The following is a 17,446-nucleotide window of genomic DNA, read 5'->3' as shown; positions in this document are numbered from 1 at the left end:
TGACCGTCAATTTATGGAACCAGCGTGTACCGCCCGAAGCGAGTTGCAAGGAAGCGGGTATCCCTTACCATATAAATGTCCGGGTGACGGCCGGAGAATAGAGATTCAGAACTGATACCGGTAGCCCGTAAGTTTTTCGCTCACTTCCCACAACCGGCGGGCCTCCTCTTCGCTGTAACTGCTGGAGTAGGACCGCTTGGGCGACAGGTTGTCCCAGTAAAGGCCACTGGGCGGCGCGTCCTCCACGCTCGCCAGAAACACGCTGGTCGCTGCCCCTTCGGCGGGTGTCTTGTTGCCCTGCATCCGGCGACGTACGCGCCACGCCAGCCTGTGCAGCCAGGTATTTCCCTTGATTCCGATGTCCGTCTGCACCAGCCCGGGCTGTACGGCGCAGATGGTGGTCCGGTCGCGTTTCCGGCGGTCGTACTCGTAACAGAACAGCACGTTGGCCAGCTTGCTCTGGGCGTAGCTGCGCAGTCCGTGATAGTTACCGTCCAGGTTCAGGTCGTCGAACCGCATGCCCTTGACCTGCCGGTGGCTGTCGCTGGCCACGCAGATGATCCGCCCGTCCGGCTGTAAGTGGTCGCGCAACAAGCCCGTAAGCAGGAAGTAGGCCAGGTGGTTGACGGCGAAGGTTTCCTCCACGCCTTCGGCGGTAAGTACCTGCCTGGAGTTCCACACCCCGGCGTTGTTGATCAGCACATCGAGATGAGGATGGAGTGCCTTTACCCGTCCGGCTAGGTCATGGATGGCAGTGAGGTCCGACAGGTCCGCGTGGATCGGGCTCACGCTTCCCTCGGTGATCGAGGAAGCGGCCATACGGGCCTTTTCCAGGGTCCGACCGTGCAGCAAGATGTGGAACCCCCGGGCGGCCAGGGCGCGGGCGGTTTCGAGGCCGATGCCCCCGGTCGCCCCGGTGATGAGCACTGTTTTTTTCATAGGCTTATTCTTCGGTCGATTCGCGCAGACGGGCCACTTCCTCAGCCGCACCGCGCAACTTGGCCCGGCATAGGGCGATAAGTTGCTCCGCCCGGGCTACCCGAGCGTGCAGTTGGTCGATATCGGCGGGTACTTCCTGCAATTGCTCCAGGATCTTCTCCAGCTCGGCCTGGGCTTCGGTGTAATTCATCGCGGTCAATTTCCGCGAATGTAGGGCGGCCACGGGGGTAAAAGAACATCCACCGCCGTCAATCGCGTTCCAAGATAAAAGAAGAACATACCATGCGCCAGTTTACTCTCCTGTGTTTCACCCTGCTCCTGTCCTTGTCGGTACACGCCCAATCGCCCGTCGACGTCGGCGGGGAAGGCATGCAGACCACCGCCCTGGAAGAAGCCACCGGAGCGGATCTTTTTGCCACCAATTTTGATGAATCCAACGTAGGGTTCCTGCACGTTTACGTCGACCCCACCAGTGACCCGCTGGAAACCTACCTGCTGCGGGGCCAGGAAATGTCGGATACCGCCGTGGCCATGTTGCCGACCCGCCTCCGCCGTCTGGCCAAGGACGACAACGCCACCTTCTACGCTACGATCGCCATCAAGGGCATCAACGAGAACCTCTACCTGACCCGGCTCGACGGACCGCGCCGCGACCAGATCGATATGTTCGCCATCCGCGACGGCAAGGTCAAGCACCTCAAGACCCTCGCCTACCTCGACTGCGCCGGAACGGAATGCCTGCAAATGGACAGCTACATTACCGACGTGAACCTGGACACGAATTTCGACCTCATCCAGATCGCCCGCCGGTCTACCGAAGCCAACGGCACCACCGACGAACGCCGGTCGGTTTATTACATGTCGCCGGATTCCCGCCGGTGGCGCGTCACCGAAGAACTTGACGTTCCCTGGGAGGGCATCCAGTTCCACGAGCCGGGCAGTGAGCAGGACAACTGATTTATTCCTCCTCCCCGATCGCCGTTTCCCGACGCAAACGCTTCAGTAGTTTTTCCGACTTCGGACTCAGTACCACATCGTCCGGCGGGCTGCCGTACTGGGCCAGTATTTCCAGTAATACATTGATCCGCCCCTCGGTATCGTAGAAGCGATTGACGATCGCCACCCGCCGCTGCTCGACCAGGCAATAGCCCGAGGTGAAGTTTCCTTTTTCGTAGCGCACCGTATAACCCAGTTCCTGCATCAGGTTCTCGAGTTTCTTCAGGCTGTGTTTCGTTGAGGCAATCATGGGGCGGGGACGCGGGTGCAAGGTAATGGCGGCCTACCGGGCCGTATCCGGTGGCGCTCGAAAGGCCGCAAAGGTAAGGTGCCCGTCCACATCGCCGAATGGCCCGAACCATGCAGTCGCTTACCCCACGCATTAATTACTTTTATGCCATGCGCCTCTTCCTCCTGATCGGGCTGTGCTGCCTGGTGGGTGGCACGCTGTCCTCCCAAACCTTCCGGGCCTCCGTACTGGCGGGAGCCAACCTGAGTCAGATCGACGGCGACGACCTATTGGGTTTCTACCAGCCTGGCCTCAACGGCGGACTGCGGGTAGTGGCCCTGTTGGGCGAGCGGTGGCGCGTCGGACCGGAGCTGCTGTATTCCCAGCAGGGCGCTAAACGGAACCGCAATAGCATCAACATCAGCGATTTTGACCGGTTCCGGCTCAACACCGTTGAGATCCCGTTCATGGTCTATTACAAGGACTGGCGCCTGACAGCCGAAGCAGGGGGAAGCTACCAGCGGCTGATCGGATATTGGGTGGTGGATTCCCGGGGGGATGACATCTCCGCCGACCTGCCCCTGCGCGACAACCTCTTCGCTCTCAATCTCGGGGTTACGGTTTACCTCACCCGCCGTTTGGGCATCAACTTCCGGTGGTCCCGTCACCTGACCGATCTGCAACTTGCCGAATCTCCCCGGTTGCGTGGGCGCACCATCAGCCTGCGGGCCGTTTATACCTTGGGATCGGGAGAAGAACTCCCTCCTCCCCCCACCCCGCCGCAAAATTCACGCACCCCATGAAAACCTCAGAACTCCGCGCCGTCATCGACCTGGGTACCAATACGTTCCATATCCTCATCGCCTCGGTCGATGCCAACAACCTGATCCATGAGGTTTACCGGGAGCGGATATTCGTCAAACTCGCCAGCGACGGGATCGAAACCATCGGCCCGGCCCCCTTCGACCGGGGAATCACGGCCCTGCGCCATTTTGCGAACGTCATTAAAAAATACCGGGTGACGGAAGTTACCTCCATCGGCACGGCCGCCCTGCGGACCGCCTCGAATGGAGAAGTCTTCGTACGGCAGGCGGAACTGGAAACCGGCCTGAAGATCCACCTCATCCAGGGCGACCACGAAGCCCAGTTGATCACCCGCGGGGTACTGGCCGCCCTGCCGCCGCTGGACGGCCGTATCCTGATCATGGACATCGGCGGGGGATCCACAGAGTACATTTTGGCCTCCGAGCGGGGCGTTCACTGGCGACAATCCTTCCCCATCGGCGTAGCGGTGCTCCACCGCGGCTTCCACCACTCCGACCCGATCACCGAAGCGGAGATCCGGGATATGCACGCCTTCCTCGACCGGGTGTTGGCGCCCCTGAAGGAAATTTTGCAACAGTATCCCACCACCCACCTGGTCGGAGCGGCGGGCACTTTCGACGTAATGGCCGAGGTGCTGAAAGATGCCGCCGCCGTCGCCCACCCCACCAGTCATACCCTAGATCTTAAGGGAATGGAAGAGCTCCACTTCCGCATCGTTGCTTCCACCACGGCGGAGCGACTTGACATTCCGGGCATTCCCCCGGAGCGCGTCGATCTGATCGTCGTGGCCATGCTGCTGATCCGCTACACCGTTCAGCTGGCGGGCATCGACCGGATCACGGTCAGCGATTACGCCATGAAGGAGGGGATGTTACTCGGCATTGAAGACTCCGGTGCGCTGGCTTAGTGCGTCTGGTCAAAGTCCTGGATTACAGTCAGAATCAGCATGATATCGGTATAAAACTTCCGAATCAGTTGAAACGAAAGATTCGAGCGGAAGAAACGCGGCTCCAGTAAGTCGTAGCCATGCTCCAGGCCGATAAAGAGGTCCTGATTGTGCACGGCGAAGTAAAGGTCCCTACCCTCCCGCTCGTAGAAACCGACCAGCGCATCTTGCATGGGCGGGGTTAGAATACCCGCCACCTTGGTACCGGGGTGCGCGTAGACCGCGAAGATTTCCTGAAAGGCCGGGTTCAGAATCTCGACGTCCGCCGATCGGCCCCGGTTGCCGACGTAGGCATCCACCGACCGTTTCAATCGACGCAGTTTGTGGCGGGGCCACACAGCCAGCCGTCCGGTAGTTTCCTCGCTGAAAATGGCGTGGACGAAAAGTCCGCTGAATACAAGTTCCAGCCGGTTACTGGCCGGACTGATCTCCTGGACGTAGGCTTCACCCATCTCAAAGGCCATCTCCCCCACCAGCCCGCGGATATAATCTTCTGCGTGATAGCTGTCGGGATTGGGTCGGAACAGCCCGCTGCGTTCAAAGCGGTCGGCGAGAATGGGCCGCTTCGGGTCGTACTCCAGCGACCGGAAGTTGGGCAGGTCATTAATAAAGTCCAGCAACAGCCGCATGATCGCCGGCTTGAACGACTGCCGGAAGCGCTCAATACGGAAGTACAGCGATCCCACATAGAACGCTACGGGAAGAGCCAGGAGCAGAATCAAAAACCCCAGATCATAGACCAGAAAGGCAATGATTACCGCGGCAATTCCCAGCAGGGAGAGCACGATTCCCCGCAGGATGCGCTTGCGCAACCCCTCCAGACGCAGCAATTCGGGGCGTATGGTCGTGTTATAGTAAAGTCGCAGCTCAGGTAGGCGGGGCGGGATCATCGGTAAGTCGGTAGCCGGCAAAATACAACCATCCGGGACACCCTCGGTGTCTGTGTAAAAACTCCTATCTTTGCGCGCTTATGCAGAACAGCATTACAGTAAGCCTTCTCTTCCTCGCCCTGACCTTCTTCGGTTGCCGCTCGGAGTTTGAGACCATCCGGACCAGCAACGATCCGGCCCTCATCCTGCAACGTGCCAACAACTACTACGAGGCCGGGGAATACCAGCGGGCCCAGACGCTTTACGAACTCGTCATTGCCCCCTACCGCGGTCAGGCCGAGGCCGAGCAGATCGCCTACCGCTACGCCTATACCTACTACTACAACGAGCAGTACGTACTGGCCAGCTACTACTTCAAGAACTTTGCCACCACCTACGGCGGCAGCCCCTTACGCGAGGAAGCCGACTTCATGTCCGCCTACTCCAACTACCAACTCAGCCCCACCTACCGCCTCGACCAGAGCTACAGCGTGAAGGCCATCGAGGGCTTCGAGGAATTCGCCAACCGCTACCCCGACAGCGAGCGCGTGGCCGAGGCCAACCGCCTTATCGACGAGATGCGGGCCAAAATGGAACTGAAGGACTTTGAGTCCGCGAAACTGTACATGGACATCGAGCGTTATGAATCGGCCCTTACGAGTTTCGAAAACGTACTCAAGGACTATCCCGAAACCCAGCGTGCCGAAGAAATTCGCTACCTGATGGCCAAGGTGCAGTACGAGTATACCCTGCGCAGCTTCCGGGCCCGCAAGCCGGAACGTCTCCGCGCCACTATCAAACTGGCCGAGAACTTTCTGAACCGGTACCCGGACAGTAGCTACGTAGAAGAGGTACGCACCTACCTCGAAAAATCAATCGCTGAATTAAAAGATCTAGAAAATGTCTGACATCAAAGCCCGCGCCCAGGGACTTAGCCCCGACACCGCCGCCCGCGACATCCAGAAGGTAGTCGGAGATACCGGCAACATTTACGAATCGCTGGCCATCGTCAGCCGTCGGGCCCGCCAGCTGGCCGTCGATCTCAAGCACGAACTCGATCAGAAACTCGAGGAATTCGCCGAAGTGACCGACACCATCGAAGAAGTGGTCGAGAACAAGGAACAGATCGAGATCTCCAAGTTCTACGAGAAACTGCCCAACCCGGTCCTCATCGCCATGCGCGAGTACCTCGACGGCGAGCTCTACCACCGCTACAACGAGCGTCGCGAGGAGGACGAGGACGACCTGTAGTCCCTTGAGCCTCGCCGGCAAGAAAATCATTTTGGGCGTCAGCGGCAGCATCGCCGCCTACAAAGCCGCCCTCATCGTTCGCGGACTCATCCGGGAAGGAGCGGAAGTAAGGGTGCTCATGACCCCGTCCGCCACCGACTTCATCAGTCCGCTCACCCTGGCTACCCTATCCCGCCACGCGGTGGTCACCTCCGTGCACAGTGGGGAAAGCTGGAACAACCACGTCGAACTGGGTCTCTGGGCCGATGCCTACCTGATCGCGCCCGCTACCGCCACCACCCTGGCCAAACTGGCACAGGGGCTTTGCGACAGTGCCCTGGTGGCGGTTTACCTCTCCGCCCGTTGCCCCGTATTCTTTGCGCCCGCGATGGACGTAGATATGTGGCTGCACCCCGCCACGCGACAAAATGTGGAGAAACTGCAGTCCTACGGCAACCACCTGATCGACGTCGACAGCGGTGAACTGGCTAGCGGACTGGTCGGGCAGGGCCGACTCGCGGAACCGGAAGCTATCCTGGACGTACTCAGGGCCCATTTCAACCGCCGCCAGGACCTCGCCGGAAGACGCCTGCTGATCACGGCCGGACCCACCCACGAAGACCTCGACCCCGTCCGCTACCTCGGCAACCGGAGCACCGGCAAAATGGGCATCGCCCTGGCCGAAGCCGCCGCCGCCCGCGGCGCCACGGTCGACCTGATCCTCGGCCCGACCCACCTCTCTACTTCCGCCCCCGGCGTTACGGTAATCCCCGTGCGTACCGCCCGTGAGATGCACGAGTCCGCCCTCGACCGCTGGCCCATGGCCACCGACGGCATCCTCTGCGCCGCGGTGGCCGACTACCGCCCGGAGTCCGTCGCGCCGGAAAAAATCAAAAAAACCGAAGGAGATTTTGCCCTGACCCTGATCCGCAACCCCGACATCGCAGCCGACCTGGGCCGCGACAAACGCCCGGATCAATTCCTGGTAGGCTTCGCCCTGGAAACGGAGAACGGTATCGAAAACGCCCGGGGCAAACTCGAACGAAAAGGACTGGACCTGATCGTGCTCAACTCCCCCCGCGTCCCCGGTGCGGCCTTTGGTCACGATACCAACCAAATCCAGCTCATCGACCGCAATAAGGTGACCTCCTTTGAGTTAAAAGCTAAACGTGAGGTAGCGGACGACATCCTCGATCGCCTGCCCCCAAACCGAACACCATGAGATTTACGCTTCTCCTTGTCCTATCGTCCCTGTTCCTCAATGCCCAGAGCGAGATCAACTGGACCGTGAACCTCAACACCCAGCAGATCACCCAAACTGAGCGGCGGGTCTTTGAAACACTCGAAAAAGACCTGGTTACTTTCCTGAACGGCCGCACCTGGACGGACGATAAGTTCAGCGAAGAGGAACGCATCCAGGCCACCCTCTTCCTCACCCTCGCCGAAGTGACCCGAGAAACCGCCACCGGCGAAGAAGTGATCCCCAACCGCTACTCCGGCACCCTGGCCATTCAGAGTTCCCGGCCCATATATGGCACCGGCGAGGTGACCCCCGTGCTGAATTACCAGGACAAGCGGCTGGAATTTAACTACGAGCAGTTCGAAGCCATCCAGCTTTCCGAACAGAGCTTTACTTCCGAACTCGCTTCCATCGTCGGCTTTTACGCCTATCTGGTGCTGGGCATGGACTACGATACTTTTTCTCCCCTCGGCGGCCAACCCTACTTCGAGCAGGCCCAACAGATTTACAACCGGCTCCCCAACGGCCTGGCAAACAGCGGGGGATGGACGGCGGCCGGCAAAACCAATAATCGCTACTTCCTGCTGGAAAACCTGTTGAGCCCCCGTATGCTCCCCCTGCGCCGGGCCAATTACACCTACCACCGCCTTGGGCTCGACCAGATGCTCACCGATCCCATCGCCGCGCGCAACAACATCACGCTGGCCATCGAGGACGTGCAGGCCGCTAATCAGAGTTATCCCAGCAGCGCGCTGGTCCAGTCCTTCGTGGATGCCAAACGAGAGGAGATCATTGCCATCTACCAGGGGGCTACCCCATCCGAGCAGAACGCCGTCACCCAAATGATGTCGCGCGTGGATCCCGCGCAGTCGGGTGCCTACCGCGCTATCCGCTCCGGGGCTGCCGCACCCCGCGCCGGCCGCGCCCCTATCCGCGGGCAATCCGGTACGCGATAATTTCGTCGTGATCGAACTCGCCGTCAAAGCGGGCCTCCTCCTTCGCCGTAACGCTTGATTCGGGCGGTACCCGTTCTTCCGCCACGGCCGCCAGTACGCTGGGGTGGATATAGTATTCCCGACATACGGCCGTCGTGTTCCCGAGGTATTCTGCCACGCGCTCCACTACGCGCAGGTCCGGGCGGTCCGGCAACTCTCCCCCGTTTTCCTCCTGCAGTTCCCAGTAAGCATCCACTGCGGCGGCGGTACCCGCCCAGGTGCGGAAGTACTTGCTGCTGAACTTCGGGCCCACAATTTCCCGCACCATCTCATTCACGTCCTGGCTGGTCAGGTTGTGCCACTTGCCGTCTTCCCCGAGGTAGCGGAATACCTCGTAGCCCGGTAGTTCACTCATGTTGGTCACCGCATCCACGAGCGAAGGGTCGCTGAGGTCCACGGTGCGTACGATGCCGCTCTTTCCCGTGTACTCGAAGTGCAAGCCGTTCTCGGCCACTTCCACGTGCTTGCGCCGCAGGGTGGTCAGACCGATGGTTCCGTTGCGTTTGCGGTAGCTGGAATTACCGACCCGCATCGCCGTTTCGTCCATCATGGAGATAGCCACGGCCGCTACCCGGTCGTGTTCCCAGCCGCGCTCGGTATCCTGCACGATGCGCCGCAGGGTCCGGCGCGCCCCGGGCAGGGCATCGGCGAATTCCAGCAGGGTGTTGAACTTGTTCAGTTGCTTGAAGGCCAGCCAGTCGGGGTGGTAGCGGTACTGCTTGCGGCCGGCTTCGTCGCGGCCCGTACTGAGCAGATGCCCGTTCTCCAGGGGGCAGATCCACACATTGGTCCAGGCCGGGGGGATGGCCAGCGAAGCCAGCCGGTCCTGGATGAGCTTGTCCTTAATGGGCGTACCGTCCTCGCGGAAATACCGGAACCCCCCGCGGTACGGTTTGCGGCTCCAGCCGGGTTGTTCGTCCGATACGTAGATCAGGTCGGGTACCGCGGAACGTTTGGTACGGGAAGCCCCCATAGTGCATGACTTATTTGTACCTGCTTAAAGGTGCGACAAGGGCGAAAGTGTTCAGGATTTGGTGCGCGAATATGGACATTGACGTAGCCACGTCAGCCACATCAGTCCCCGGGTGCCGGCTGCGGGCGGGGCGGTCAACCAGGGGGGCGCGGGCGCGGGTGCCCTAGATGGCGGTTGGGCCGGGGCAGGTGGTTCCCTTCGCTACGGGGAGGGTCCGGGCGGTATCGGCGATGGTCCGTAAGGCCGGAATTACTACCTTTGCCCGCGCTTCACTAAAACGTCCCTCATGATCAGCTACTATGCCAGCAACAACGGCCAGTTGGGACCTGTGGAGCATCCCGGACCCGACTCCTGGATCCATCTCTCCCCCCCTTTTACATCCGAAGAGTTGCCCGAGATCGCCGAGCGGTATGAACTGCCGATCGATTTCCTTACCGACCCGCTCGACATCGACGAACGGTCCCGCTACGAAAGGGAGGACGATGCCCGCCTGATCGTCATTAATACGCCCATCCTGAGCCAAGTGGAGACCGAGAACGACAGCATCTACATTACCGTGCCCATCGGTATTATCCTTACTCCCGAGGCACTCATTACGATTACCTCCACCCCGGATCACCCGGTGCTCCAGCTGTTTATCGATAACAAGCTGCGCAATATTGATCCCGCGCGCCGCAGCCAGTTTGTACTGCGCATCTTCGAGCACACCGTATACCGCTTTCTGACCTGCCTGAAGCGCCTCAACGTGAAGCGCAACCTTATCGAACAGGAACTTTACGACAGCAGCCGCAACCGGGAGCTGAAGCAGCTCCTGAGCATCGAGAAGTCACTGGTGTACTTTATCAACGCCCTGAACGGCAACGAACTCCTCAAGATGAAAATGAAGCGGGCCGATTTCCTCGGCATCCGCCACGATGAGGACCAGTGGGACCTGTTCGAAGACATCATCATCGACAACGGCCAGGCCCTGGAAATGGCCAATATCTACACCAACATCCTGAACGGTACCATGGACGCCTACGGGTCCATCATCTCCAACAACCTCAACATCACCATCCAGCGCCTGACGCTCATCACGATCGTGCTCACGGTACCGATGGTGATCGCCAGCTTCTACGGCATGAACGTGCCGATGCCGCTGCAGAACGGGAACTATACGTTCCTGCTCATTTTGCTGCTTTCCATCATCCTCAGCGCGGCCGTAATCTTCTACTTCCGCCGCAAGCGACTCTTCTGAGGATGGCCGTAAGCACCTTGTTTTTATCTACCTTCACCACCTTATTGCTAAAGTCAACTTCATGCCCCACTCTACGATAACCGGTATTGGTCATTACGTGCCGAAAAATGTTGTCACCAATCAGGACCTCACCGCGGTAATGGAAACCAGCGACGAGTGGATCCGCGAGCGGACCGGCATTGAGGAACGTCGTTACATCGATCGTACGAAAGAGACCACCACCACGCTGGCCGTTGAGGCCTCTCTGCTGGCCATTGCCGACGCGGGGATCGACAAGAACGACATTGATTTTATCATCTTTGCCACCCTCAGCCCCGACTACTATTTCCCCGGGGCCGGCGTTCTGCTGCAGCGTGAACTCGGCATCGCCAGTACCGAGATCGCCGCCCTGGATATCCGCGCCCAGTGCTCGGGGTTCATTTACGGGCTAAGCACCGCAGACCAATTCATCCGGGCCGGTACGTACAAGAAAATCCTGCTGGTCGGAGCTGAAGTACACAGCGTCGGCCTTGACTTTTCCACCCGTGGCCGCAACGTGAGCGTGATCTTCGGCGACGGCGCCGGAGCCGTGATCGTCGAAGCTACCGAGGACAAGGATATTTCCGTACTGGCCACCAAACTGCACAGCGACGGCACCTACGCCGAAAAACTGAGCTACATGTACCCCGGATCCCACGGCGGTTACTTCATCGAGAAGTACGGTATCGAAGGGTTTGACGTCGATTTCTCGACCAACGGTCAGCCCTACGGCGGCGTATTCTGGAACCAGGATATGTTGGACAAGGGACGTATCTACCCGCACATGGAAGGTCAGGCCGTATTCAAAATGGCGGTGCGCAAGTTCCCGGAAGTCATCATGGAAACCCTCCAGGCCGCCGGACTAGGTATCAAGGACCTCGACCTGCTGGTCCCCCACCAGGCCAACCTCCGAATTAACCAGTTCGTGGCCCACACCATGGGCTTGCGCGACGACCAGGTGTACAACAACATCATGCGCTACGGCAACACCACCGCGGCGAGCATTCCGATCGCGCTCTCCGAGGCCCGCGACGAAGGCAAGGTGAAGAAGGGCGACCTCGTCACCCTGGCCGCCTTCGGGGCCGGCTTTACCTGGGCCGCCGCTGTACTGCGCTGGGGCAAATAAATTCCGGTTAGGGCAGCACTTCCGCCACGGTGAAAATGCTGCCCCCCACAAATACGATATCGTCGTCCGCCGCGGCCGCAACAGCGGCGCGGTACCCCTCTCCTACCGTCGGGTAGGCTTGCCCAACTAACCCGTACCCCCCCGCGGCCCCGCGCAAATCTGTGGCCGGCAGACCCCGCGGAATATCGGCCTTGACGAAGTAGTAGATGGCGTCGGTGGGAAACAGAGGCAGCGCTTTGGTGAGGTCCTTATCGTTGACCACGCCGAGTACAATGTGCAGCTTTCCGCCCCTCTCCCTGCGCAGTTCCTGCAGGCGTTCCAGTACGGGGCGCAGCCCCTCGCCGTTGTGGGCGCTGTCGGCCAGGACGAGGGGGTGATCTTCCCGCAGCGTTTGCCAGCGACCGATGTAGTAGGTCAACTCATTGACGTGGCTAAAGGCATAATCGACCTTCTCACTTTCCAGCGATAGCTTTCTTCCGGCGGCCAGCTGCTGCAGGGCTATCCAGGCCGTTTGCAGGTTTTTTTCGGCGAAGGGACCACGCAGGTCCGTCTCGAACGCCCGCCGCGGCAGCTGGTCGGCAAAAACAATGTCAGCACCCACCGCGGCGGCGCGCTGCCGGAATACCGGCTCCGTTTCCGGCTGCGTCTCGCCGATGACCACGGGGCGTCCTGCTTTGATGATGCCGGCCTTTTCACCGGCGATCTCCGGGAGGGTGGTTCCCAGGAACTGCATATGGTCGTATCCGATGTTGGTGATGACGGCGAGCTCCGGGTCGATGACGTTGGTGCTGTCGAGCCGACCGCCCAATCCCACCTCCACCACCGCCCATTGCACCCGCGCCCGCGCAAAATGATCAAAGGCCATAGCCACCGTGATCTCAAAAAAACTGGGGTTGAGCCGCTCGATGGCCGGCTGTATCCGTTCAGTGAAGGCCACTACTTCCGCCTCGGGGATGAAGGTTCCGTCGACCTTGATGCGCTCACGGAAATCCTTGTAGTGCGGGCTGGTGTACAATCCCACCCGGAAGCCATGCGCGCGCAGGGCGGCGGCGAGCAGGTGACTCACCGTCCCCTTCCCGTTGGTACCCCCCACGTGGATGCAGCGCAGTTGTTGCTCCGGATTGCTCAAATCGGCCAGTAGGGCCCGGATATTGGTCAGGTCCTTTTTCATGGCGCTGTCGCCGGTGCGCTGGTACATCGGCAGCCGCGTGAAGAGATAGTGGAGCGTTTCCGGGTAGGTCAAGGGCGGGGAAGGATTCGTGAGTGGTACAGCAAAATTACCAACTCCGGGGATGGCTTACCTTCGCGCCATGACTAGGAAGGAGCAAATTTTACAAATGCTGGAGACGGCCCCGAAAGACGCCTTTCTTCGCTTCGCCCTGGCGAAGGAGTGGGAAAAGGAGGGCAACGACGCTACGGCCCTCAACATCTACCGGAGCCTGGTCAACGACCAGCCGGAATACGTAGGTACCTACTACCACCTCGGCAAGACCCTGATCCGGATGGAGCGGCCGCAGGAGGCCTGGAAGGTTTTCACCCGGGGAATGGAAGTAACCAAACGCCTGGGCGAAATGCACGCCATGCGCGAACTCGCCGGTGCGCGGCTGGAGCTGGGTGATGAGGATGACTTTGCTTAAAGGCGGTACTTCGGGGCGGCGGTAAGCCTTCCACGCGGTTCGAAGCGGGAGATCAACTCGCCATCGGCGCGCCCCTCATCCACCGGCGTGTAGTCGGGAATGCGGAGGAAGGTATCACCCGTGGGCGAAAGATCTTCCACCGACTCCGGGCGCTGGGCCAGCACCGAGGCGTGGCGCGGCGGGGAAAAATGCGTCAGGGCAGCAAAGCCCGCCAGCAACACGACCACCGCGGCGACCATCCAGGGGCGGAGGCCATAGACCCCGCTGCGGCGGTGTTGGTCGAGCCGCTGCTCGATACGGTCCCACTGCCGCGGCGCGGGCCGGCGGCGCATGGCCCGGGCGGTGCGGCGAAACTGGCGGTCGAAGGAATCCTGCTTAGGCATGACGGAATCGGTTAGCGGGCCGGATAGCCCATTTTTTCAAGAAGTTCCCGGAGCCTTTTCTTGGCCAGGATAAGTTGGGATTTGCTCGTGTTGATGCTGATGTCGAGCATCTCGGCGATCTCCCGGTGTTTGTAACCCTCGATAACGTAGAGGTTGAAGATGGTCCGGTAGCCGGTCGGCATTCCGTCCAGCAATCGCAGAATGTCCTGCTCGGCCAGGCGCTCGGCCGCCACCGCCGGGATGGCGTACAGGGCGGGGTCGACCTCCGTGAGTTCACTCGCCTGCCGGAGGGCGTGTTTCTTGCGCAGCAACATCAATGCCTCGTTTACGACGATGCGCCGGACCCAGCCTTCAAAGCTTCCCTGGTTGGAAAAGGTGTCGATCTTGTCAAACACCCGGAAAAAGCCTGCCACCAGCACGTCGTCCGCGTCGGCATCCCGCTGGCAGTACCGGCGGGCAACGGCCCCCATCACTGGGGAGAAGCGATCGTAAACGGCCCGTTGCGCCCTGCGGTCATTCGCTCTGCAGCCATCGATCATTTCCTGCTCGGTCAAAAGGTCCGGGGTTGGGTTACGGGGTTAAGATGCGCTTGGGCGGCACGGTGGTGGGCGTAAACCCGAAAACTTCCCTGAAGTGGTGCTCCATCCGGGGTGTTACCTCATCCAGATCCACCGGCCGGCGCAGTTCCACGCTCAGACTGGTTACCGACCGATCGGCTTCGGCAATGCCGCAGGGGACGATGTGACCGAAGTGCGTCAGGTTGGGCCGTACGTTGAAGGCCAGGCCATGCATGGTTGTCCACCGGCTCAGGTGGACGCCGATCGCGCAAATCTTGCGCTTGGGCTGCCGGCGGGCGGGGTCACCGGCCAGCCACACACCCGTGTACCCGGGGTCGCGCTCGCCGTGCAAGCCGAAGTCGGCCAGCGTCCGGATCACCACCTCTTCCAGACTCCGCACGTAGCGGTGGACGTCGTTGAAAAATTCATCGAGGTCGAAGATCGGATAGACAACCAGTTGCCCCGGTCCATGGTAGGTGATGTCACCTCCGCGATTGATTTTCAGAAAGGTAAAGCCTTGTTCTTCAAGTTCTTCCTCAGACAGCAGCAGGTGGTCCGTCGACCCCGATTTTCCCAGGGTGAAGACGGGCGGATGCTCCACGAACAGCAAGTGGTGATGCTGAGGCGCGGCCGTTTTCGACCGGTTCTGGCGCCGGGCCAGCTTGCGGTCTACTACTTCCCGGTGGAGTTTACCTTGCAGGTCCCAGGCCCGCTGGTAGTCGAGTCGTCCGAGGTGGTGAATATATACGTCCGGCATAATGGGTAAACGCTGGGGTACCCCCGCGGGGTTGTTTTCTCTTCGGGTGGCCTAATCCAGGCCAATGGTCATCACGATCTTGCCTACGTTGGCGTTGCTGGCCATGTAGCGATGGGCTGCTGCCACATCCGCCCAGTCATAGATGGTATCAACCACGGCCTGCAGGGGCCCGTCGGCGAAATAGGGCCAGATGTCGCGCCGGAAGTCGGCCGTCAGCCGCTGCCGGTACTCGTCGGTCCGGCTGCGCATGGTGGTGCCCGTCAGCTGGATGCGCTTGCGCAGGAAGGGAGCCATGCTGAAATCCTGTACGCGGGCGCCGCCCAGCGCGGCCAGACTGACGATCCGCCCGTCGGTGGCGCACGACTGCATATTCTGGGCCAGGTAGGGCCCGCCTACGAAATCCAGGATTACGTCGGCCCCTTTTCCCGCCGTAGCGTCCAGGACGGCCTCGGCAAAGTCCTCCGTGCGATAATCGATACAGCGCGCCGCACCGAGCTGGGCGAGAGCCTCGTGTTTGTGGCCGCTCGCGGTTACGATCGGCACAGCTCCGGCCAGGCGTACGAGTTGGATGGCCGCCGTCCCCACCCCACTGGCGCCGGCATGGATGAGCACGGTTTCCGAGGCCTGCAGCCGGGCGATCCAGTGCAGGGCCTGGTAGGCGGTCAGAAATACTTCGGGGATGGCCGCGGCTTTCGTGAACGACAGCTTTTCCGGCAGTTTGAGCAGCATTCGGTGATCCACGGCAATCTGCTGGGCGTAGCCACCGCCGTTGACCAGCGCGCAGACGTTGTCGCCGACCTCAAAGCCGCTCACCTCCGATCCCAGCTCCATCACCGTACCGGCCACTTCAAGTCCGAGGATCGGGTTGGCTCCCGGGGGCACGGGGTAGTTCCCTTCCCGCTGCAGCAGGTCCGCCCGGTTGAGGGCGGTAGCGGCCACGTGAAGCAGGACGGCGTCGGGCGCGGGTGACGGGTCGGCCACTTCAGCCAGGTAAAGTTGGTCCTCGTCGCCGGGCTGGTCAAACAAAATAGCCTTCATGGGGTCGTTTTAGTGGGTGGTGGGTATATGGGCGTCAGGATTGCCCCAATTCAATGGCGCGCTCCAGGGCCGCACGTGCTCCATTCTTGATGTCTTCGAATACGCTAGTGGCCTTAAAGGTGTTCATCGCCGCCTCAGTGGTCCCACCCTTGCTGGACACACGCTCGATCCATTCGCGGCAACTCAGGTCGTTTTTCATCTGCAGTTCTACGGCCCCGCGGAAGGTTTGCGCCACCAGCAGTTCCGCCTGGCTCTCGTTGAAGCCCATCTCGGTAGCGGCCTCGATCAAGGCTTCCATAAAGTATAGCACGTAGGCCGGACCGCTGCCGCTGATGGCCGTGGTGGCGTCGATGCTGTATTCGTCGTCCACGTAGATGGCCTTGCCCGTGGTATTCAGCAGGTTCTGTACGAGGACCAATTCGATGCGCGTGACGGCATCGCTGGCCGTGTAACTGGTCATGCCCAGTCCGATCTGCGCCGGCAGGTTAGGCATGGCGCGGATCACCTTGTCTACCCCGAGCCCTTCCTGTATCGACTTGATGGTCACCCCAGCCATAATGGACAGGTACACCTGCTGGGGGTCTGTCTGGGGGCGCAGACTCGCGAAGAGGGCCGCGCTATCCTGGGGCTTCACGGCAAGTATAATGAGATCGGCGGCGGCCAGGCAGGTTTCCGGGCCGGTATAGATGGTACCGACCTTTTCGTCGCGCAACGATTCCGCCTTTTCCGATTGTCTTTCCAGGATCATCAGGTCATCCTGGGTAACCAGGTGGGCACGCAACAGGCTGCGGGCGTAGGTCTTACCCATGTTGCCTCCACCGATGACGAGAATCTTCATTTTGTTAAATTTTTGCGAAGATAGATGATCGTCGCCTGGCTTGCTGTTGCCTAGTTGTTTACCCCCTTATACACAGTGCAACCTTTGCTGCGTTACAGGTGTATATCTTGTAACCACATGAATACTATGCCATCGATCGAAGAGGAGATTCGCCAACCGACGTTCCGGTCTCCCGCCCACCGGACACAGGTCAACATCATCTACACGGCTGCCTGGATCAACCAGCAGACGACCCATGCCCTGCGTCCCTTTGGCTTGAGTATCCAGCAGTTCAACATCCTGCGGATTCTGCGGGGCCGCAACGGCAAGCCCGCGACCGTCAAATTGCTCACCGAGCGCATGCTCGACAAGATGAGCAACGCCAGCCGCCTCGTAGACAAGCTCAAAGAAAAGGGGTACGTCAAACGGCAGGAATGTGAGACCGACCGCCGGCGCGTCGATATCATCATTACCAAGGAAGGCCTGGACATTATCGCTAAGGCCACCGAAGCCGTGGAGCGATCCATGGAGGAGAACCTCGGCAATCTTGACGACCACGATTTTAACGAGCTCAGCAATATGCTGGACCGCCTGCGCGGATAGTCCTACCGGTAATTTTCGGGGTTTACAAGCA

General features: G+C 60.3%; 21 protein-coding genes and 1 pseudogene. 11 read left to right on the top strand and 11 right to left on the bottom strand.

The window, feature by feature from the left end; genetic code table 11:
• Positions 1-105: 105 nt before the first annotated feature.
• Positions 106-939: an SDR family NAD(P)-dependent oxidoreductase gene (locus E4021_RS00285; protein WP_136455893.1), complete on the bottom strand. Its 834-nt coding sequence runs from the start codon at positions 937-939 to the stop codon at positions 106-108.
• Between the two features lie 4 nt (positions 940-943).
• Positions 944-1,129: an exodeoxyribonuclease VII small subunit gene (gene xseB, locus E4021_RS00280; protein ID WP_136455892.1), complete on the bottom strand. Its 186-nt coding sequence runs from the start codon at positions 1,127-1,129 to the stop codon at positions 944-946.
• Between the two features lie 92 nt (positions 1,130-1,221).
• On the opposite strand from xseB, the gene E4021_RS00275 reads away from it, so the two are divergent.
• Positions 1,222-1,896 (top strand): hypothetical protein, encoded by a 675-nt coding sequence (locus E4021_RS00275; protein WP_136455891.1) that lies wholly within the window; start codon positions 1,222-1,224, stop codon positions 1,894-1,896.
• A 1-nt stretch (position 1,897) separates the two neighbouring features.
• Here E4021_RS00275 and E4021_RS00270 read toward each other — a convergent pair whose 3' ends face one another.
• The gene (locus tag E4021_RS00270; RefSeq protein WP_136455890.1) at positions 1,898-2,185 is read right to left on the bottom strand and encodes a hypothetical protein; all 288 of its coding nucleotides are present in this window, start codon (positions 2,183-2,185) and stop codon (positions 1,898-1,900) included.
• A gap of 149 nt (positions 2,186-2,334) precedes the next feature.
• Between E4021_RS00270 and E4021_RS00265 the strand changes: the two genes are divergently transcribed.
• Positions 2,335-2,967: a porin family protein gene (locus E4021_RS00265; protein WP_168797397.1), complete on the top strand. Its 633-nt coding sequence runs from the start codon at positions 2,335-2,337 to the stop codon at positions 2,965-2,967.
• Entirely contained in the window at positions 2,964-3,896 is a 933-nt protein-coding gene (locus E4021_RS00260) for a Ppx/GppA phosphatase family protein (RefSeq protein ID WP_136455888.1), read from the top strand. The genes E4021_RS00265 and E4021_RS00260 overlap by 4 nt, the downstream gene beginning before the upstream one ends.
• On the opposite strand, the gene E4021_RS00255 is transcribed toward E4021_RS00260, so the two are convergent.
• Positions 3,893-4,825, bottom strand: coding sequence for a DUF3137 domain-containing protein (locus E4021_RS00255; protein ID WP_136455887.1), 933 nt, complete (start codon positions 4,823-4,825; stop codon positions 3,893-3,895). The two genes, E4021_RS00260 and E4021_RS00255, sit on opposite strands and share 4 nt — an antisense overlap.
• Before the next feature lie 80 nt (positions 4,826-4,905).
• Between E4021_RS00255 and E4021_RS00250 the strand changes: the two genes are divergently transcribed.
• The 4 genes from E4021_RS00250 to porD are packed head-to-tail and all read left to right on the top strand — an operon-like array spanning position 4,906 to position 8,230.
• Positions 4,906-5,712, top strand: coding sequence for an outer membrane protein assembly factor BamD (locus E4021_RS00250; protein ID WP_136455886.1), 807 nt, complete (start codon positions 4,906-4,908; stop codon positions 5,710-5,712).
• The gene (locus tag E4021_RS00245; RefSeq protein WP_136455885.1) at positions 5,705-6,055 is read left to right on the top strand and encodes a DNA-directed RNA polymerase subunit omega; all 351 of its coding nucleotides are present in this window, start codon (positions 5,705-5,707) and stop codon (positions 6,053-6,055) included. The genes E4021_RS00250 and E4021_RS00245 overlap by 8 nt, the downstream gene beginning before the upstream one ends.
• Positions 6,056-6,059: 4 nt before the next feature.
• Complete coding sequence (coaBC, locus tag E4021_RS00240) at positions 6,060-7,256, top strand: bifunctional phosphopantothenoylcysteine decarboxylase/phosphopantothenate--cysteine ligase CoaBC (protein ID WP_136455884.1); 1,197 nt, start codon at positions 6,060-6,062, stop codon at positions 7,254-7,256.
• Positions 7,253-8,230, top strand: coding sequence for a type IX secretion system protein PorD (porD, locus tag E4021_RS00235; protein ID WP_136455883.1), 978 nt, complete (start codon positions 7,253-7,255; stop codon positions 8,228-8,230). Before coaBC ends, porD begins: the two co-directional genes overlap by 4 nt.
• On the opposite strand, the gene E4021_RS00230 is transcribed toward porD, so the two are convergent.
• Entirely contained in the window at positions 8,202-9,242 is a 1,041-nt protein-coding gene (locus E4021_RS00230) for a DNA topoisomerase IB (RefSeq protein WP_136455882.1), read from the bottom strand. The two genes, porD and E4021_RS00230, sit on opposite strands and share 29 nt — an antisense overlap.
• 286 nt (positions 9,243-9,528) lie before the next feature.
• Here E4021_RS00230 and E4021_RS00225 point away from each other — a divergent pair, with 286 nt between their 5' ends.
• Positions 9,529-10,479 (top strand): magnesium transporter CorA family protein, encoded by a 951-nt coding sequence (locus tag E4021_RS00225; RefSeq protein ID WP_136455881.1) that lies wholly within the window; start codon positions 9,529-9,531, stop codon positions 10,477-10,479.
• Between the two features lie 61 nt (positions 10,480-10,540).
• Positions 10,541-11,623, top strand: coding sequence for a beta-ketoacyl-ACP synthase III (locus E4021_RS00220; RefSeq protein WP_136455880.1), 1,083 nt, complete (start codon positions 10,541-10,543; stop codon positions 11,621-11,623).
• 7 nt (positions 11,624-11,630) lie between these two features.
• Here the strand turns inward: E4021_RS00220 and E4021_RS00215 are convergent, their stop codons facing one another.
• Entirely contained in the window at positions 11,631-12,866 is a 1,236-nt protein-coding gene (locus E4021_RS00215; protein ID WP_246050183.1) for a bifunctional folylpolyglutamate synthase/dihydrofolate synthase, read from the bottom strand.
• A 67-nt stretch (positions 12,867-12,933) separates the two neighbouring features.
• Between E4021_RS00215 and E4021_RS00210 the strand changes: the two genes are divergently transcribed.
• Positions 12,934-13,260: a tetratricopeptide repeat protein gene (locus E4021_RS00210; RefSeq protein WP_136455879.1), complete on the top strand. Its 327-nt coding sequence runs from the start codon at positions 12,934-12,936 to the stop codon at positions 13,258-13,260.
• Here E4021_RS00210 and E4021_RS00205 read toward each other — a convergent pair.
• From E4021_RS00205 to proC, 5 genes and pseudogenes are all read right to left on the bottom strand, one after another.
• Complete coding sequence (locus E4021_RS00205; protein WP_136455878.1) at positions 13,257-13,643, bottom strand: hypothetical protein; 387 nt, start codon at positions 13,641-13,643, stop codon at positions 13,257-13,259. The genes E4021_RS00210 and E4021_RS00205 overlap by 4 nt on opposite strands.
• An 11-nt stretch (positions 13,644-13,654) precedes the next feature.
• The gene (locus E4021_RS00200; protein ID WP_136455877.1) at positions 13,655-14,197 is read right to left on the bottom strand and encodes an RNA polymerase sigma factor; all 543 of its coding nucleotides are present in this window, start codon (positions 14,195-14,197) and stop codon (positions 13,655-13,657) included.
• Between the two features lie 16 nt (positions 14,198-14,213).
• Complete coding sequence (gene lipB, locus E4021_RS00195) at positions 14,214-14,957, bottom strand: lipoyl(octanoyl) transferase LipB (protein WP_136455876.1); 744 nt, start codon at positions 14,955-14,957, stop codon at positions 14,214-14,216.
• A 51-nt stretch (positions 14,958-15,008) separates the two neighbouring features.
• Positions 15,009-15,995, bottom strand: a complete 987-nt coding sequence (locus tag E4021_RS00190; RefSeq protein WP_136455875.1) for an NAD(P)H-quinone oxidoreductase — start codon at positions 15,993-15,995, stop codon at positions 15,009-15,011.
• 34 nt (positions 15,996-16,029) lie between these two features.
• Positions 16,030-16,836, bottom strand: a pseudogene (proC, locus tag E4021_RS00185) (pyrroline-5-carboxylate reductase); the annotation flags it as partial.
• A 114-nt stretch (positions 16,837-16,950) separates the two neighbouring features.
• Here proC and E4021_RS00180 point away from each other — a divergent pair.
• The gene (locus E4021_RS00180; protein ID WP_246050182.1) at positions 16,951-17,415 is read left to right on the top strand and encodes a MarR family winged helix-turn-helix transcriptional regulator; all 465 of its coding nucleotides are present in this window, start codon (positions 16,951-16,953) and stop codon (positions 17,413-17,415) included.
• Positions 17,416-17,446: the final 31 nt, after the last annotated feature.

The sequence above is a fragment of the Neolewinella litorea genome (assembly GCF_004803465.1).
GTDB lineage: Bacteria > Bacteroidota > Bacteroidia > Chitinophagales > Saprospiraceae > Neolewinella > Neolewinella litorea.
Note: the sequence above shows the minus strand (reverse complement) of the source record. Positions and strands in the feature narration are given on the sequence as shown.

Coding starts and splice junctions, on each gene's coding strand:
- E4021_RS00275 (WP_136455891.1), top strand. CDS start 1,222: ATGCGCCAGTTTACTCTCCTGTGTTTCACCCTGCTCCTGTCCTTGTCG.
- E4021_RS00285 (WP_136455893.1), bottom strand. CDS start 939: ATGAAAAAAACAGTGCTCATCACCGGGGCGACCGGGGGCATCGGCCTC.
- porD (WP_136455883.1), top strand. CDS start 7,253: ATGAGATTTACGCTTCTCCTTGTCCTATCGTCCCTGTTCCTCAATGCC.
- E4021_RS00270 (WP_136455890.1), bottom strand. CDS start 2,185: ATGATTGCCTCAACGAAACACAGCCTGAAGAAACTCGAGAACCTGATG.
- E4021_RS00265 (WP_168797397.1), top strand. CDS start 2,335: ATGCGCCTCTTCCTCCTGATCGGGCTGTGCTGCCTGGTGGGTGGCACG.
- E4021_RS00205 (WP_136455878.1), bottom strand. CDS start 13,643: ATGCCTAAGCAGGATTCCTTCGACCGCCAGTTTCGCCGCACCGCCCGG.
- E4021_RS00220 (WP_136455880.1), top strand. CDS start 10,541: ATGCCCCACTCTACGATAACCGGTATTGGTCATTACGTGCCGAAAAAT.
- E4021_RS00250 (WP_136455886.1), top strand. CDS start 4,906: ATGCAGAACAGCATTACAGTAAGCCTTCTCTTCCTCGCCCTGACCTTC.
- E4021_RS00225 (WP_136455881.1), top strand. CDS start 9,529: ATGATCAGCTACTATGCCAGCAACAACGGCCAGTTGGGACCTGTGGAG.
- E4021_RS00190 (WP_136455875.1), bottom strand. CDS start 15,995: ATGAAGGCTATTTTGTTTGACCAGCCCGGCGACGAGGACCAACTTTAC.
- E4021_RS00210 (WP_136455879.1), top strand. CDS start 12,934: ATGACTAGGAAGGAGCAAATTTTACAAATGCTGGAGACGGCCCCGAAA.
- E4021_RS00230 (WP_136455882.1), bottom strand. CDS start 9,242: ATGGGGGCTTCCCGTACCAAACGTTCCGCGGTACCCGACCTGATCTAC.
- lipB (WP_136455876.1), bottom strand. CDS start 14,957: ATGCCGGACGTATATATTCACCACCTCGGACGACTCGACTACCAGCGG.
- E4021_RS00260 (WP_136455888.1), top strand. CDS start 2,964: ATGAAAACCTCAGAACTCCGCGCCGTCATCGACCTGGGTACCAATACG.
- E4021_RS00255 (WP_136455887.1), bottom strand. CDS start 4,825: ATGATCCCGCCCCGCCTACCTGAGCTGCGACTTTACTATAACACGACC.
- E4021_RS00245 (WP_136455885.1), top strand. CDS start 5,705: ATGTCTGACATCAAAGCCCGCGCCCAGGGACTTAGCCCCGACACCGCC.
- xseB (WP_136455892.1), bottom strand. CDS start 1,129: ATGAATTACACCGAAGCCCAGGCCGAGCTGGAGAAGATCCTGGAGCAA.
- E4021_RS00180 (WP_246050182.1), top strand. CDS start 16,951: ATGAATACTATGCCATCGATCGAAGAGGAGATTCGCCAACCGACGTTC.